The 17388-nt window shown below is 44.0% G+C and carries 11 protein-coding genes; 4 read left to right on the top strand and 7 right to left on the bottom strand.

Annotated features, from left to right (window positions below):
• The first annotated feature begins 17 nt into the window (after positions 1-17).
• Positions 18-254: a hypothetical protein gene (locus tag PP178_RS14220; protein ID WP_272595024.1), complete on the top strand. Its 237-nt coding sequence runs from the start codon at positions 18-20 to the stop codon at positions 252-254.
• Here PP178_RS14220 and PP178_RS14215 read toward each other — a convergent pair whose 3' ends face one another.
• Positions 255-2771, bottom strand: a complete 2517-nt coding sequence (locus PP178_RS14215; protein ID WP_272595023.1) for a glycoside hydrolase family 2 protein — start codon at positions 2769-2771, stop codon at positions 255-257.
• Positions 2772-3090: 319 nt separating this feature from the next.
• On the opposite strand from PP178_RS14215, the gene PP178_RS14210 reads away from it, so the two are divergent.
• The 3 genes from PP178_RS14210 to PP178_RS14200 all read left to right on the top strand — a co-directional run bounded on the left by PP178_RS14210 (position 3091) and on the right by PP178_RS14200 (position 7334).
• Positions 3091-4494, top strand: coding sequence for a hypothetical protein (locus PP178_RS14210; RefSeq protein ID WP_272595022.1), 1404 nt, complete (start codon positions 3091-3093; stop codon positions 4492-4494).
• A 1-nt stretch (position 4495) separates the two neighbouring features.
• On the top strand, positions 4496-5032 hold the full coding sequence (locus tag PP178_RS14205) for a YceI family protein (protein WP_272595021.1): 537 nt from the start codon (positions 4496-4498) through the stop codon (positions 5030-5032).
• 82 nt (positions 5033-5114) lie between these two features.
• The gene (locus PP178_RS14200) at positions 5115-7334 is read left to right on the top strand and encodes an FUSC family protein (protein ID WP_272595020.1); all 2220 of its coding nucleotides are present in this window, start codon (positions 5115-5117) and stop codon (positions 7332-7334) included.
• Between the two features lie 467 nt (positions 7335-7801).
• Here PP178_RS14200 and PP178_RS14195 read toward each other — a convergent pair whose 3' ends face one another.
• From PP178_RS14195 to PP178_RS14170, 6 genes are all read right to left on the bottom strand, one after another.
• Positions 7802-8944 carry an efflux RND transporter periplasmic adaptor subunit gene (locus PP178_RS14195; RefSeq protein ID WP_272595019.1) on the bottom strand — a complete coding sequence of 381 codons (1143 nt, stop codon included), beginning with the start codon at positions 8942-8944 and terminating at the stop codon, positions 7802-7804.
• Positions 8945-8954: 10 nt separating this feature from the next.
• Positions 8955-13292 (bottom strand): CusA/CzcA family heavy metal efflux RND transporter, encoded by a 4338-nt coding sequence (locus PP178_RS14190; protein WP_272595018.1) that lies wholly within the window; start codon positions 13290-13292, stop codon positions 8955-8957.
• Positions 13293-13370: 78 nt separating this feature from the next.
• Entirely contained in the window at positions 13371-13775 is a 405-nt protein-coding gene (locus tag PP178_RS14185; RefSeq protein ID WP_272595017.1) for a hypothetical protein, read from the bottom strand.
• Positions 13776-13822: 47 nt separating this feature from the next.
• The gene (locus PP178_RS14180; protein WP_272595016.1) at positions 13823-14293 is read right to left on the bottom strand and encodes a thioredoxin family protein; all 471 of its coding nucleotides are present in this window, start codon (positions 14291-14293) and stop codon (positions 13823-13825) included.
• A gap of 11 nt (positions 14294-14304) precedes the next feature.
• Positions 14305-16683: a TonB-dependent receptor gene (locus PP178_RS14175; RefSeq protein ID WP_272595015.1), complete on the bottom strand. Its 2379-nt coding sequence runs from the start codon at positions 16681-16683 to the stop codon at positions 14305-14307.
• 498 nt (positions 16684-17181) lie between these two features.
• Positions 17182-17388 (bottom strand): hypothetical protein (locus tag PP178_RS14170; protein WP_272595014.1); only part of this gene is annotated, 207 nt, incomplete at its 5' end.

Below are 17388 nucleotides of genomic sequence, written 5' to 3'. Positions count from 1 at the left end.
ACACAGACAACCGAGGTATGAAGACGCTCTACCAATTGTCATCAGAGATTACCAGGCTCACCAACCTGATTGAGACCAGGTACCCGGAATTGTATAAATTCCTGGATGAGGATACCATGACCCTTCCTACCCTTGCCCATCCTAAGATTGATGCACATGTTTTGAAAGAATATGTACAAAGCCTGAAACAGATGCTGCAACATTACCTGGAAAGCCATAGGATTACCTCTTACCCCGAATTAGATTTAGAGTAATCACCGTATTCTTTCCACCCCTATTCCATTCAATATCAGTTTCTCGTCAGACTTGGACCGAATTATAAGTGGAGCTGATTTTTGTTCATACTCCATGTAGCTTACATATTTTGTTAAAGGCTCCGGATTTTTAAATTCGACTGACTGGCCGTCACTTGTTATCATTAACAGTCGGGCCACTTCACCTATATGCTTCCCCTGTTTCTTACCCAATTCATAAATATTTTCCTGTGGCTTTCTATGAAGGGCATAATGCAAAGATATCCTATAGGTTCCCGGAGGCAGTTTTAAATGGATACTTTCGATACCCGTAATGGCGGACTGGTAAATAGGGTCATTTGTGGTCTTCCTGATATTTGAGGCTGTATGTTTTTTAATCAATTCTCCTTTTAATTGTACCATATCATCACTGCGCATTATGGGGTGCCAGGTTTCCTCGTCTGAATCTGTAAAATAGGAATCAGCCCCTAAGTTCCAGTGCATCGTGTCGCCTATTCGTGTAAGCGGTGCGGGTGCGTAATGCAGGGTATCTAAATCTGTAAGTGTATGGTCCTCATGAAAAGCCTGTAGCCTGTTAATTCCGGGAGCCAGGCCGGAGCGGAACTCAGCGATACCATCAACAGGATCAACCATACCGATATACTTTTCATTAATTTTGAGCCCGGTCCTGCGATTGCTGATCACCCGTATAACTTTCTGATTTTCAGGACCGGTTGGCGGTAAATTATCTCGGTAAATTTTTATAAACGCATCCTCCGGATTCAGCATTGCCTTATACCACCAATAAATATTCTTCGGGCTCCTGTCGTAACTCACCAATCCTTTCTGGTTAATATGAGGCCGGGTATCCCCCCTGAATTCAGATCCGAAATCAGAGAAATTCCACACAGCCATACCAATCATATAAGGACGTTCCTTAATTTGTTTCAGGTATGCCTGGTGATGAAGTAATTGGTATTCTTCCGTAAAATCATATTTACGGGGATTTTCAGAATGCAGCCTGGTATCACTCCCAACCCCGTATTCTGAGAGTATAAGGGGTCTTCCAGGGAATTTCTTATGCTCACTATCCAGAAATTCGCCCAGGTCTTCATTCTCACCCAAATACCAGCCATAATAAAGATTCCAGCCTAATACCATAGGCAGGTCAGTAATCCCTGTCTCGTTGTATACCTGGTGACCGTGAATAGCCATCACGGTTATATGATCAGGAGCGAGTTGTCTTGTAAGTTTTTCCAGTTCTTCCGCCAGTTCCAGGGATTTATGCTTGATAATCTTTTCTTCTTCCGGGCTGTGTTTGTCAAAAATCAACCGGATAAAAATCTCGTTCATGTAGCCTATAAATACCAGGGCAGGATGGTTGATGTTCTGCAAGATGTGTTCCTCCTGCATTTGTAATACGTTAGATCTATACGCTTCATAATCCTCCCCTACCGGGACTTTATTAACCACAGGTATCTCTGACCAAAGAATCAATCCAAGGCTATCTGCAGCCTTATAAATTTCGGGCTGTTGCGGATAATGAGCCAACCGCAGGAAATTACTTCCCAAGGCCTTGATCATGCGCAGATCCTCCAATTGATCTTCAACCGGAACGGCATTTCCGAAACCGGCCAGGTCCTGGTGCCGGTTAACACCGATCAGTTTTAAGGTATCACCATTGATAAGAAATCCTTCGGGAGTTGCCTCTACCGTTCTGAATCCTACCCGGTGTTCATACACGTCGGTTGTAATTCCATTCTTATCCAGTAATTTTAGTTGTACTCGGTATAAATAGGGATTACCCGGAGACCAAAGTTGCACCTTAGGAATTTTCAGCTGGATGGTCTTTACGGTTCCTTGTTCATTAAGAACAAGTGATAGTTTTTCCGAGTTGAGCAACTTACCTTTATTATCGTATATTCTACTGACCAAGTCTCCCTCCTGGCTGAAGTTGCTGTTTATGCCCACGTCAATTTTAATCACTCCTTCTCCTTCCGGGCGGACGAGAGTATTCAGATAAACCTGATCTGCCCCTGCCTTACGTTTAAATGAAAGCTCATTTTCGGCGTACAGATACACCATGCGATATATTCCTCCATAAAAGGTAAAATCGGCATCCAGCGGAGGAACTTGTTCATCATGTGAATTATCGACAACAACCTTTAATTTATTCTCTCCATTGTGAATCAATTCTGAAATCGGAATATCAAATGCCGTATATCCTCCATGGTGTTCTCCGGCCCACTTGTTATTGACATAAACGGTGGTCACCTGGTTTGCACCTTGAAAATGCAGGTAATGAATAGCTGATTTATCTCTGATCCCAAAAGAGGTTTCATAGATACCGCGGCCCCTGTAATATCCGGGCTCATCATCAAAGGCGTCTTCAGAGTTCCATGTATGAGGCAGTGTCACCTCGGAAATATTCAATGAATCACCCGCCCTGTGAAAAGTCCAGTTGTCTATAGGAACCTGTGCATTCAAGGAAAGAGAGACCAGGGTGATGTATATACCCAATATTTTTCTGAGTGGCATAAGCGAATTTTAGTTCGATAAAAATAAGAACATCATCTAATAAGGTGCATTCAGAGGGGTGGCAAATCTCTGGACCACATAAGAATATCGATTTGATTTCAAATCCTACATACGGATAACATTCTGCATGCCAGTTACATAATATACCCTACAACTTACACATTAAATATTCTCCGGCTTTAGAAAATAATTATTTTTTGATGTCAATTTGATCATCATGCATTCGAACTATCCAAAAGTCATCCTAGGGATTTCCATCCTACTTTGCCTCTGTTTTTCTGTGCAAAAGATTTCTCTTGAAATCCCAAGAACGTGGGATATGAAAGAGATCAAACGATTTCACTTACCTCCTCCCGATTCAACAGTAGCTATACAATACGTTCCTGAAGCGATCTACTACGCTTTAGATGAACATCAGATCTATAAGACCTTCCCTGTTTACATCAGGGAAAAAGAGCCAAAGGGATACCTGGATTCCCTAAGAAATCTTGATCCTGAAGAAATCAACTTCGCGAACCTGGACTCTGAAGAAGACTGGATCGCTGCCGGGAAAGCAGTGTTTAACTGGCCTGTGGATCAACGCCCTGTTAACCCGCGCGGGCAGTTCCTGGATTCATCGGTTATTGCCATAACCGGAGTTGAAACCACTCCGGAAGGGATCGTTCCCTATACCCAGTACACCAAGACCCCGGAAGGACTACGCCAGGGTGGTCAATCCTGTGCCTCTTGTCATACCAGCATTATCGATGGCAAGGTGTACGACGGGGTTCAAGGTGATTTTCCCTTTGACCGACTTTTCGGATATATACGGGAAAGATTCGAGATACCCTATAATGAAGCCGGAGTTAAATCACTCACTCTAGTACCCTGGCTGCCGGAAAGAGTAAATTGGTCCCTAGATTCTGAATCGCAATTGGAATTTCTAAAGGCTGTTCCTCCAGGTGTAATGGTACGGCAGGGATTTGCATATAATTATCCCTTATCCATCCCAAGCCTTATAGGAATTAAAGACATTAAATACCTGGATCATACGGGGCTCATGAGGCATGAAAACATCGGGGACCTTATGCGTTATGCGGCTTTCAACCAAGGACTGGATATGCTGACCAGCTACAATGGGTATATTCCTATGCGAGATTTTAATTCCCACGGGGAAATTACGGCAGATAAACCCTGGACACATCCTTTCGGAAATATAAATAAGCGCTATAGCGATGCACAGTTATTTGCTCTCGCCAAGTATATCTATTCTTTAAAAGCCCCGGAAAATCCAAATACTTTTACCGAGGAATTACTGCAGACAGGGGAAATGGTTTTTAATCGCGAGGGATGTGTAACCTGCCATCCGCCACCTTATTATACAAATAACCAACTATTGCCTGCAACAGGTTATGACCCAACTTTAAAGGATTTAGCAACCTATGACATTTTTAATATTTCCGCAGAAACGGACTCCGTCAGTACGCTTTACACCCGAAGAGGCACCGGCTTTTATAAGGTACCTTCCCTAAGAGGAGCCTGGATGCGAGAGGCCTTTTTCCACAATGGCAACCTGGCCAGTCTTGAGGATGTGCTTGATCCCAAACGCCTGGAACCGGGTTACGTGCCAACCGGTTTTAAACCTGCAACCGTTGAAACCATGGCGGTAAAAGGACATCCCTTTGGAATGGAGATAACAGCAGAAGAAAAGGAAGCCCTCCTGGCTTATTTAAGATCTCTATAGTATGAGAAAAGTACTTGTTTTTCTTTGCCTATTCCTACTGTCTTATCCGTTGACCGCACAGGCAGAATACCCCTTATACGATCTCCAGGGACACGTTAACTTCACCATTAGGAACGCAGGTATCCCGGTTAAAGGAACGATCAGCAACCTCCGTGGAAATCTTCGATGGAACCATAAAAGACCTCAGATATCGTTAATACGGATTACAGCAGACCCATCTTCGATAAAGACCGGCATAGGCATCCGGGACAAACATTTGCAGAGAGCTGATTATTTTGATGTGACAAATTTTCCCGAGATACAGATGGAATTACTTGCAATAAAAAAGGCAAGTAAAGACACCTATTCTGCTACGTTTAACTTAAATATAAAGGACATAACCCGCGAGATCGAGGTTCCTTTAAAGATTACCCGTGAAAATCAGGAAGAATACCTGGAAACGGATTTTGAACTGAACAGGCTTGATTACCGGCTGGGTGATAAAAGTATTATACTATCCGACACGGTAAATATCACAGCCAGAGTATTACTGGAATAAAGTTTTCGAAATACTTATTAATGGTTTAGCCGTATAGAGACTTGAGGCATAAAGGTTACCTTTACGCTTAAGTAAAGACGCATTGAAAATTACATTCAAAACCTATATTACCGACCTTTTTCAATTCCTGAAAAGTACGGACTTCTCCAAAGCCATCCTGATCGGTTTTGGCGTTACGATTCCCGTTCTCACGGGAATTTATACCGGGAGACTTGAAATTGGTTTGGCGATAGCCTTCGGGGCTTTCTGGTGTTCTCCCAGTGACGTCAGCGGCAGGTTCAGGAATAAAGTGGTGGGAATTCTATTGGCCACTGCCCTGATCATGGTCGTCACTTTCATGGCAGGATATTTTGTCCGTGAGACATGGTGGTTACTCCTGGTGCTGGGCATCCTGACATTTGGAATATCCTATATTGCTATCTACGGCTTCCGCGCATCATTGATCAGTTTCTCCGGCCTGCTGGCCCTGGTCCTTAGTTTTGCCCATGACGCCAAAGTACTACTGAATTATGAATACACTTTACTCGTTGGCTTAGGGGGTATCTGGTACCTCTTGCTGATGAGCATACGGGAAAAGATCAATCCTAAAGGGGCCCTGGAAGAAGCCTTGAACAATACTTATGAACTTTCTGCCGACTTCCTTGATATCCGGCGCAGGATACTGACCAACCAAGGCGAACAGGATAAGTTGCAACGCGAATTACTGGGAGTACAGACACAGCTGACCGAACAACATGAAACCCTCCGTGAGATCCTGCTGGTAAGCAGGAAAAGCTCCGGGCAGTCGCAATACCTGAATGAACGGCTGCTGATCTTAGTGGCGTTGGTAGACATCCTGGAATCTGCCGTAGCCCACCCGGTCAATTATTCGAAAATGCAAAAGCTAGCGGAACGTTATTCGGGCTTTGTGGAACAATTCGGCGAGCTTATTGGTGGAATGTCCAGGCAGTTACACGATATTGCCCAGGCCGGCAACAGTGTAAAGAAATTACCAAGTCATTCACACCTCAACCAACTCTCAGATAAACTGAAGCAAGAAATAGAAGCCTGCCAGGCTGATTTTGAAAGCTACCTGACCTTCAAAAACCTATTGGAGTACCTGGAAAAACAATTGGAGAAGATCAACAGGATTAAATGGATCCTGGGCAACCCAGGGAGCGATGAGATAGAAATGGTCGATAAGAAGCTTTTAAAGCAGTTCAAGGTGACCAAGGAATATGATCCCAAAGAATTACTCAGGAATTTAAATTTACGATCGGCCATCTTTAAGCATTCACTGCGATTAGCTGTAACGATGATGGTGGGTTACGGTGTGGGTTGGTATTATGATTTTCAGAATCCATATTGGATCTTACTTACCATCATTGTCATCATGCGGCCTAATTACGGACTTACCAAAAAGCGTTTTAAAGAACGTATCGTAGGCACCTTGATAGGCGGCGCTTTAGCGGTGGGAGTAGTTTATTTAGTAAGGGATGTTTATGTATATGCCGTACTCGGTGTGGGGTCGTTAGTCCTTGCATTCTCCATGTTACAACGCAATTACCGCACAGCTGCTGTTTTCATAACGCTCAGTGTTATTTTTATCTACGCGATCATAAGACCTGATGTGCTGACCGTGATACAATACCGACTTTTAGATACCCTGATCGGGGCAGGACTCTCCCTGGTATCTGTTTTATTTCTTTGGCCGGCCTGGGGATTCCTCGAAATCAAGGATAGTATTTTAGGAAGTGTAAGAGCCAATAGGAAGTTCCTGGAACAGATCGCAGAATATTATCGGCAGAAGGGAGCCATTCCTCCGGAACTCCGATTATCGCGAAAAGAAGCCTTTATGCAAAGCTCGCAATTGAATACTGCTTACCAGCAAATGGCACAAGAACCGGAATCCAAGCAATTATATTTGGAAGAGATCTATAAACTGGTGGTGCTCAATCATTCATTCCTGACAGCACTTGCATCTTTAAGCACCTACTTCCAGACTCGGCCCACGACCAAGGCATCGGAATTCTTCGATAATGCTGTAGCTCATATCGATGAGAACATAAGACTCTTAATATGCGCATTAGAAGACAAGGAATTTGAATGCCCGGAACCTGAAACCATTCCAAAGGATTTTGAGATCCCCGCTAAAATTGAAGCAATGACAGAGCTGGACGTCTTAGGGGGAAGTATACAACCCAGCAATGAGCAGGAATTCCAGGAAGCCCACCTGGTAATGGAGCAACTCCGTTGGTTACAGACCCTTAGCATACAGATGATGGGATTGACCTCTAAGATCAATTTTGAGCGGGAATTCTGATTCAATTAATCCTCTTCGGACCGAGTTTGCTTAGAAATCAGTTGTTCCCATATGAGATTTAAATTGAGGCTAAGCAGAAAGGAATTCTAATATACCTACCACAAAGCTTAAGTAGGAATTCGGATAAGTTTTGTTGAAGGTCGGTGGGGGCTCCGCCCCGCCCCAGGAAAAAGATAATAGTTTTCACTGTATAAATCCAGCAGTGGAAATTTGTGTGTTCCAGGATACCGGTTTTGAGGTGCCGAGGATATGGGGTGCTGCTTCTCCTGAAGAGGAATAAAAGATCTTTTCGAAGTGAGCGCGTTACCGAAACCCAGCTCTGTTACTCTTATACTTAGATAGATTTTTCATTCGCCGGGGGCTCCGCCCCGCCCCTTTTAGAAGATATCCCGTTCCACTGCAGGAAACCAGCATATCCTGGTTTTAATTCTGGCTCCTAAGTCCTGCATTCCCGGATATGTAGAACTTTAATCGCCCAACACGGCAAATGCCCCTTGTAACAAAAACTGGTCATCACTAGAAAAATCGTCGCTGTTCAGGATGGAAGTGTAGCCTTTATATTGGGCACCGGGTTTTACTTCCCATCTCGTAAATGAGTATCCTTTTTCATCTTTTTCCCCTAGCATCAATACGAAATATCTATCCTCTATATTCACAATACTTTCCGAGGGAAGTGCCAAAGATGCCGAAGTATCGGTTACGATTCCCGCATTGACAAACATTCCGGTAGCGTAATGCCGGGTATCCTCCTTTTTAAAATGTCCATGAACTTTTACGGTTCTACTTTTTTCATCAACAGAACTACCTACCAGGTATACTTCTGCCGCTATACTGTCTGGTCCTACCTCTGGCAGGATAACGATCATATCCTGTCCTTTCTTCAGCTGCATAACATTTTTTTCAAATACATTCAGTTCAATATGAATATGATCCGGGTTGATGATCCGCATCAGTTCATCTGCTGTTGTAACATATTTACCTTTATTGACCATCATTGCTGTTATACTTCCTGATATTGGGGAATAAATAGATATCACCGGAGAAATTTCACCCTTCTCTACCGCCCCGGGATCAATATTCAGCATTTTCAATTTTTCACTTAAGGCATTGAACCTCGATAAGTTCCGCTTGTATTCACTCTCGGCCTTTAAGAAATTCTTCTCCGAGGTAATCTCTTCTTCTCTCAGGGAACGCTGCCTTTCAAATTCGGATCGCAAGTAGTTCATTTGTTCCATGGCGTCCAGGTACTGTTGTTGTAACTCAAGGAATTCCGGGTTTTCAAGGCTCAGTAAAAACTGTCCGCGCTTAACTTTGTCTCCAACCAGTAAGGGGGTCTGTTTTACGAATCCGTCTGTAAATGAACTGATCACTGCTTTATTCTCCGGGGGAACATCGATTATCCCTGTGGCTTCCACCAGGACAGGAAATTCGTGTTGCACCATAGGGCCAACCTCCATTGCACCCTGTATGAACTGTTCCCTGCTAACTTCCGTGGTAATCCGGCCATCGCTATTTTCTTCAGCAGAGCTTTCTGTTCCTTTTTTTTGACCACAGGCCGCCAGCGAGAGAATTATCCAGCAGCTTATCAAACGTTTAATATGTATGTCCATCACGGTTTAATTATAGTATTAGGTAATTGATACGGATAACGGTTTGGTTGTATTGGTTTAGGTTGTCGAAATAAGAAAGCCTGATTTCATAGGCGTTCTCTAAACTCTGAATGTATTGGAAGAAGTCTATTTCTCCGTTCTTATAACTGACTATGGCCGTTTTAATAATCTCCTTAGCAAGTTGGTTCCCTTCCTTTTCATAATAACTCAGGTTTTCTTGGTACTTCTGAAGTTCAGAGGTTAATTCAAGATATTCTGAATGTATATGATTGCTATAATCGATAGCCTCTTGTTCTGCGGCGGCACTAGCCAGATTGGCTGCTTTTATATTCGCCTTTTTTCCCCAGAATAAAACAGGAATTTTGAGACCTACAAGGTATCCACTAATAGGTTTTTGCAGGGCTTCGTTGTTACCTTCAAAGTAATTGAAAGTCAGATCCGGGAGCAGCTCATGCCATTGTAAGCCTGCTTGACTCCTGAACACATCTTTTCGCGCCCGGTAAAAAGTATTTCCAGGGTTATTTAAAATTGCCGAATTTTTCAGCTTTAGTTTTCCAAACGGTACTTCCTTTACCACCACAGAATCCTTTGTATTCAATAGCGGTTTGAGGGCCATAAGAGCGGCATTCAGTTCATGACCAGCTTGTCTGAATTCGGTTTTTATCCTTTCCTGTTTTGCGCGTGCGGTAATCTTCTCCAGGTAATTGGTCGCCCCCAATTGAAACCTTCTTTCGGCTGCGTAGGCGAATTTCTGGTACAGGCTGTCCAATTCTTTCAAGACCGCAATTTTTGCATGTTGATATTGAACCCTGTAATAAACACTTGCAGTTTCCTGTTCCAGGAGCGTCCTATACATTTTAAAAGCGGCATCCTCTTGTGCATATCGCGCTTTAAGAACATTTTTCCGGGCAAAATATACCGTGGGAAACTGCAGGTCTTGTTGCAAACCGTATACGGTTAACGGCAATCCTTGGGCGAGGTTGTTATTGTCCCTGCTGTAATACAAGCTAGTCTTGTCAAATGTAAAGGCACTTCCACGTATCGCTCCTGCCTCTTGCAAACGCAATTCTGCTGCATCCAAGCCGGCATTATTGGTGAGAACCATTTCCTTTAACTGATCAAAATTTGTAACTGTTAGTTGTTCCTGTGTATAACCACTAATGCTAGTCAAAAGCAAAACGAGACTTAGGGCTTTGATTTTTGGCGGAGTCTTCTTGACCTTTGTAATTGTCTTGCGGTTGTGGAAATAAGAGTAAATAACCGGAAGTACGAACAGTGTTAAAAGGGTGGAGGTGATGAGACCGCCTATGACTACGGTGGCCAGAGGGCGTTGAACCTCTGCCCCGGCCCCGGTAGATACCGCCATGGGTAAAAATCCTAAGGCTGCTGCTGAGGCGGTGAGCAATACAGCTCTTAACCGGTCCTGTGCACCTTTTACAATTAGTTCGTCACTATATTTCAGCCCGTTCTTCTGGAGCTCTTTGAAATGTTCAATCAATACGATCCCGTTCAATACCGCGATTCCAAACAGGGCTATAAAACCAACGCCAGCAGAAATACTGAATGGCATACCTCTGATCCATAATAAGAGGATGCCGCCAACCGCAGCAAGGGGAATTGCTGAAAAGATCATCAGGGCTTCCCTTACGGAATGAAATGCAAAATACAGCATCACAAAGATCAGGATAAGTGCCACGGGAACGGCCAGCTGTAATCTCTCTGTTGCACTCCTGAGATTCTCAAACTGACCACCATAGGTTATGGTATATCCCGGTGGTAGCAATACATTTTTCTCGATAATATTTCGAATCTCTGACACCACGGTCTGCAGATCACTTTCCCTGACATTGACACTGACGACGATCCTGCGTTTGGTGTCATCCCTGGAGATCTTAGCGGCTCCTTTCTGGTATGTGATCTCTGCCAATTCGCTTAAAGGTATTTTTTGGCCGGCCGGAGTATCAACATATAAATTCCGTATGTTCTCTATGTCCTTGCGTTGATCTTCTTCTAATCGCATAACCAGGTCAAACCTTTTCTCACCTTCAAAAACACTTCCCATGGTCTTACCCGAAAATCCCATGGTGATCATATCATTTAGGGCCGCAATATTGAGACCGTATCTCGCGATTTTAGACCGATCATAAGCTACATTCATCTGGGGCAGACCTACAATTTTTTCCACGGTAACATCCGATGCCCCCTTAACATCTTTGATCAGCTGCCTGATCTGTTGGGCCTTTTTGTTGAGAACACCCAGGTCTTCACCAAAAACCTTGATAGCAATATCTGCCCTAACCCCAGTAATTAACTCATTAAATCGCATTTCAATAGGCTGTGTGAATTCGAGTTCCATCCCCGGCAGTACAGATAGTTTCTCTTTAAATTTTTCGGCCAGTTCTTCCTTGGTTCCGGCGGTTACCCATTCCTTTTTCGGTTTAAGGGTCACAATAACATCGCTTTCTTCCATAGACATGGGATCAGTTGGTACTTCTGCAGCCCCTATCCTGCTGACCACCTGGTCTACCTCTGGAAAACTATCAAGGAGAATGCGTTCCATTTTCGAAGTGGTCTCAATAGTTTTACTGAGCGAAGTCCCTGTGCGCAATACCGGTTGTATCACATAATCGCCCTCGTCTAATTGTGGAATGAATTCTCCGCCCATCCTGCTGAAAATAAATACTGAAATCGCCATAATCACTACAGCGATCAACAGTACCGGCTTCTTCCAATTCAACGCCCATTCTATTGCTGGCTTATATAAGCTGTTTAAATACGCTAAAATCCTTACAGAAATATTCTTCTCAGAAGAATTTTCCGCTTTCAAAAACAGCGAAGAAACCACGGGTACATAAGTCAGGCAAAGGATCATTGCCCCGATGAGGGCAAATCCAAAAGTCAGCGCCATAGGTCGAAACATCTTACCTTCTACCCCGCTGAGTGATAGGATAGGGATAAATACGATCAATATGATCAACTGGCCAAAAATGGCCGAGTTCATCATTCGCGATGCACTGTTAAAAGAGATTTTGTCTTTTAAATTACGTACTTCATCGGCATTGAGTTCAGTATATTCTTCGCGTACTTTGGTCATCCGGAATGCCGTGTATTCAACGATAATAACTGCTCCATCTATGATGATTCCAAAATCTATGGCTCCCAGCGACATGAGGTTAGCGTCAATGCCAAAGATGTACATCATGGATAATGCAAAAAGGAGGCAGAGCGGGATAACGGAAGCCACCACCAGGCCCGAGCGGAAGTTCCCCAGTAAAAGGACCACCACAAAGATCACGATCAGGCAACCGAGAAGCAGGTTTTCGGTTATGGTCATAGTCGTTCGCGATATCAGCTCACTTCTATCCAGGAAGGGATTAATAACCACTCCTTCAGGTAAGGAGGCTGATATTTCCTCCACTCGCTTTTTTACATCGCTAATTACTTTATTAGAATTTGCGCCTTTAAGCATCATTACCTGTCCCAAAACCGTCTCGCCCTTGCCATTAGCTGTGATTGCACCATAACGCGTAGCATTACCGAAGCCAACCTCTGCTAGGTCTTTAATGAAGATGGGAGTGCCTCCTTTGTTCTCCACTACAATGTTCCGGATGTCGTCCAGGGAAGTAACCCTTCCCTGCCCACGGATGAAGTATGCCTGGTTCAGCTTTTCGATGTAACCGCCACCGGCTACCGCATTATTGTCCTGCAGGGCACTGAATACCTTGGAAACACTGATACCCATGGCCTGTAGTTTACTGCTGTTAATGGCAACCTCGTATTGTTTTAAATACCCTCCCCAAGCATTGATCTCCACTACTCCGTCTATACCGGAAAGCTGTCTTTTTACAATCCAGTCCTGTATGGTCCGCAGATCCTCTGCATCATACTGATCTTCATAACCCGGTTGGGTATCCAATGTATATTGGTAAATCTCACCTAGTCCTGTCGTTATTGGACCCATTTGGGGCTTACCAAACCCCTCCGGAATTTTTTCCGATGCCGATTCTATCTTTTCGGCGATGAGTTGCCTGGGAAGGTAGGTTCCCATACGTTCCTCGAAAACTATGGTCACTACGGATAACCCAAACTTGGAGACGGAACGAATTTCTTCGACACCCGGTAAATTAGCCATCTCCAGTTCTACAGGATAAGTGATAAATTGTTCGATATCCTGGGTAGCCAGGTTCTCCGAGGTCGTTATTACCTGCACCTGGTTATTGGTAACATCTGGCACAGCACCAATAGGGACCTGCGATAAGGCATAAATTCCAAAACCGATGAGAAATGCTGTAAAAAGAAAAATGACCAGCTTATGAGTAAGGCTGAACCTTATAATATTTGATAGCATGACCGATGATTATGATATACTTAAAATGTGCTAAAGCACTTCAGATAATATGCAGACAAGACAGACTTGTCCCATTAATTAAGCATATGCCTTTATCGGTGGCTGGAACAATTTCTTAGAATGCCCTTTAGAATTCCGGGCCAGGTAGTTGTAGTTGGTTTCCTTTTTCTCTCCAATTTCGCAAAACAGTATATCCGAATTATTAGGAATAAAGATCAGGTTTATGACCAGCAGGTTGTTACACTGGTGCTGAAAAGGAAGTTTTTCATGTTCATCTTTTTCCTCCTGGTGATCGGCTTCATGTTGTTGCTTCAATTCCCCGTAATGCTTGGACACAAAAGTAATAAGGTTATCACCATACTGCTGGTTATGAAAACGCGCATGGGAGACCAGTTCATTGATTTGCAGCAAATCGTCCAGGTGAAACCCCAGGCTCTGTACAAAAATGAAAAGGGACAATACTATGGCTGATAGTTTGCTCACTATATAAAATTAGGAAAAAATCTAAAAAGCACAGTATTCTCCTAAACTTATAACATGTTGAGCAATTCGGAGGATGTGTAGTACTCAAATATTCTTTCCACCAGTGCAAACTTTTTATCTAAGATCAGCGTTGCCGGCAAGGAGAAGGGTTTATCTTCCCTTGATGCGAGTAAGGCCGGTAGCTCATGAATTCCATTGCGGCGTGTGAGGGCTTGCTTGTTAACAAAGGTGAGGCCATCAAAAGCCACCGTATCCCTGCTCTCAACATCCATCCTGAGAGCATAATACTCTTTGTTCATTTTTCGAATCACCGATTTTTTGGTAAATATTTCACGCTCTATTTTTTTACAGTAGACGCACCAATCGGCATGGAAGAATAAGAATACGGGTTTGGGGTCTTTTCGTAAAGCTTCTTCTAACTCTGACCAACTTTTCCATTGTATTTCTTCGTCATGCTGAGCGCTTACAACGGTAATTGCTGCCAGCCACAATGCTATTAATAAGACTATTTTCTTCATAGGATCATTATTTAAAAATCTCCAATCTTTAAGCCGACGAACACAGTCCTGGGTCTATTAGGTCCGTAGATATAATCCGAATCCCTTAACGGGCCTGAGTCAAAATCATCCTGGTAACTATCAAAGAGGTTCTGAACTCCACCACTCAGTTCCACATGGAAATTTTCTGCCAGGTCAAAATGATAGGTCACTTTGGTGGTCAGATCTAAAAAGTCTTCAGACTCCTCCAGGGCCAGGAACCCCGTATCACTCACCACGTGGGGAACGATCATCGATCCTGTATAACTTCCTGTCAGGTCTAACTGCACGGCTTCGCTCATGGTCCAGTTAGCGTTCATAAACCCATATACATTGGGAGATCGGGCAAAATCCCTGAGGGTTACATCCTCTTCCCCGGGTACGTCCCCGCTTGACTCAAACAACAATTGCTCTTCTTTGTATACAGAGCGTTGTACGGTCGCCCCGGCCTTAAATAAAAATGCCGGACTTGGTGAGACACTTAATTCCATATTTGCACCGGCAACATAGGCCCCTGAACCATTCCTAGATTCCTCCAGTATAGAACCGTTGGGAAGGGAAGTTCCCGTACTTACAATAGTGAATGGATTTTCCAGGGTCGTATAGAAGCCTTCCACCAACAAATTAGTTTGTGTTTTTTTAAAATCCCGGGTGAAATTCAAGGAGGCGGTATAGGCGTTAGAATATTCATTTTCAAGATCGTCTGAGAGAATCACAAACCGCTGCTCCCCGCCGACCGAGGAAATATGAAGATCTTCGTTAAAGGCCTGAGGTGCCCTGAAACCACGGGCATATCCTCCCCTGAACTGCAGTGACTCGGAAATATTATAAAGGATGGTCAGTCGCGGGCTCAAAACGGTTTCATTAACCTGGGATGAACGGTTCACATCCTGTATGGTGTAGAATCCATCGACATCTACGTGATCCAAACGTGCCCCAACTAATGCCGTGAACTCCTGAACCGGTTTCCACTCGTACTGTGTATACAGCCCGTAGCTATTCACTTTCTGATCTACCAAGCGGTTGTAACCCGGGATGGCATCCTCGGTATCATTTAACTGGTATTCCAAACCGGTGGTGATAACATCCCGGTTCTTAAAATTATGGGTGTACTTGGATCCTGCCACTAATGCCAGGTCTTTAGTATTTCCGAAGGCATTATTCGCTGCGGTAGAATCTGCAGCCGTTCGTCCACCTCCCAATCCCCCGTAATAGCTGTCCCTATCTGTATGCTGAACGGAAAGGTAGGCAGTAACTTCATTATCCCTGGCATCGTCAAATAGCTGGTAATCCACCCCGGTGAAAATGGTTTTGTGATCCAGTTCTTCCGTGATATCCGTAAACTGGGGCGCCAGGCTGATGCGGTCACCCCCACGCCTGTATTCCCTGATACCGGTAAAATCTATCCCTAGCCTGCTGTTATTATTCGGCCTTAAGAACGCTTTTGCACCCAGCGAGTTATTACTCAGCTTAGTGATCTCGCTAAAACCGTCACCATTAGCATCATAGGCATCCCTGTCCCTGAAGATACCGTATACCGTAACCCCACTGGACAGATCCTCGCTGACAATCGATGCATTGAGGTTAACATTCCTGTCGGCTGTGTGCCCACCTATAATTCCTAAGTTCGAGCTAATTTCCCAGCTGTTGATCACCGGTTCTTTGGTAATGACGTTGATGGTTCCCGCAATGGCATTAGATCCGAACAAGGCCGATCCACCACTGCGAACTACCTCCAGCCTATCAATAATACTCACAGGAATCTGCTCTAAACCATACACCCCGTTAAGGGCGCTGAATACAGGTCTACTATTGACTAATATCTGCGTATACTGGCCTTCCAGGCCGTTGAGGCGTACCTGGGTGAAGCCACAATTCTGGCAATTGGTCTCTACACGGACCCCGGGCTGAAAATTGAGACCGTCTGCCAGGGAAATTGATTGGGTGGCCCGGAACAATTTCGGGTTCAATACATTCACGATGACAGGGGCTTCTTTTTTACTGATCCGGTTCCTGGTTGCACTCACCACGACACCTTCTAATCCCAGCGCATCCTCGACCAGGTTAAAATCTATGGTCGCATTCTTTCCCTTTATAAGTGAAATGGATTGCCTCTGGGTGCGGTATCCCTGGGATTGAACCACCAAAGTCCATTCTCCAACAGGAGCACTGAATTCATAATTTCCATCTATATCCGAGGTGGTTCCTGCCTTCCCCTCTTTCAGGAAAACATTTGCAAAAGGCACCACCTTTACTTCTGAAGATACGGTTCCGGATATACGCACTTCCTCCTGCTGCGCATGAGCAACTGTAGCGAGTAATAATACTACCCACGAAAAATATTTTAGAATACCTAAATCAAGTGTTTTCAATGTATGAATTATAAATTTAGACAAAGCTAATAATTATTTTACACAACATATAAACACCTGTGAATTCTTTTAGTCGTAAATAATAGTTTTTATAATGCGATCCTTAAAAGGGATATGGATTACCCCTAATATGAAAGCCGGTTTTAATTGCTAAAACCGGCTTTCTTATTTTTTGATGAATATAACTTAACTCCTGGCCTACTCGCTAAGATCAACTTCCGGCGAAGTAACAATTTACTCCTCGAAAGTTTTTGTATATCTGACGGGGTCTCACTGTTCCGGAATGACGCACCACCTTTCAAAGCACGATGGATGGAACTCCGGGGTTCATAACCCCTCCCCGGTCTTAAGTTATCGCTACTCCCTGCAAAAAACTTGCATCAACCTGATTAAAATTTTCCTGCGCAACCGCTGATAACCAAATCGTCCGGATTTGCTGGCGCACATCCTGATAGCGCTCCCATTTGCAATCCTAGCAACAGCCAGGCAAGTACAAAATCATATACTTCTAAACAGCCAACCGAAAACCGCTAACCACGAACTGCGAAACACAAACCGCAAACCATCCCCGGATTTGCTACCGCACATCATGATGGCGCTCCCTTTTGCAAATACAAAGCCCACCGCTAGCGCGGTGAGGCCTTTCTTTTCCCGGGCCCTATTATTTATAAGATAAATAGCTGACTCATGACAAGCACGGATTTG

This window comes from Zeaxanthinibacter sp. PT1, from assembly GCF_028464225.1.
Classification (GTDB): domain Bacteria; phylum Bacteroidota; class Bacteroidia; order Flavobacteriales; family Flavobacteriaceae; genus Zeaxanthinibacter.
This window is presented reverse-complemented; position numbering and strand designations above follow the sequence as displayed.

Excerpts from the sequence above, each read along its gene's own strand:
- PP178_RS14195 (WP_272595019.1), bottom strand. The coding sequence starts at position 8,944 with ATGGACATACATATTAAACGTTTGATAAGCTGCTGGATAATTCTCTCG.
- PP178_RS14210 (WP_272595022.1), top strand. The coding sequence starts at position 3,091 with ATGAAAGAGATCAAACGATTTCACTTACCTCCTCCCGATTCAACAGTA.
- PP178_RS14205 (WP_272595021.1), top strand. The coding sequence starts at position 4,496 with ATGAGAAAAGTACTTGTTTTTCTTTGCCTATTCCTACTGTCTTATCCG.
- PP178_RS14220 (WP_272595024.1), top strand. The coding sequence starts at position 18 with ATGAAGACGCTCTACCAATTGTCATCAGAGATTACCAGGCTCACCAAC.
- PP178_RS14190 (WP_272595018.1), bottom strand. The coding sequence starts at position 13,292 with ATGCTATCAAATATTATAAGGTTCAGCCTTACTCATAAGCTGGTCATT.
- PP178_RS14180 (WP_272595016.1), bottom strand. The coding sequence starts at position 14,293 with ATGAAGAAAATAGTCTTATTAATAGCATTGTGGCTGGCAGCAATTACC.
- PP178_RS14215 (WP_272595023.1), bottom strand. The coding sequence starts at position 2,771 with ATGCCACTCAGAAAAATATTGGGTATATACATCACCCTGGTCTCTCTT.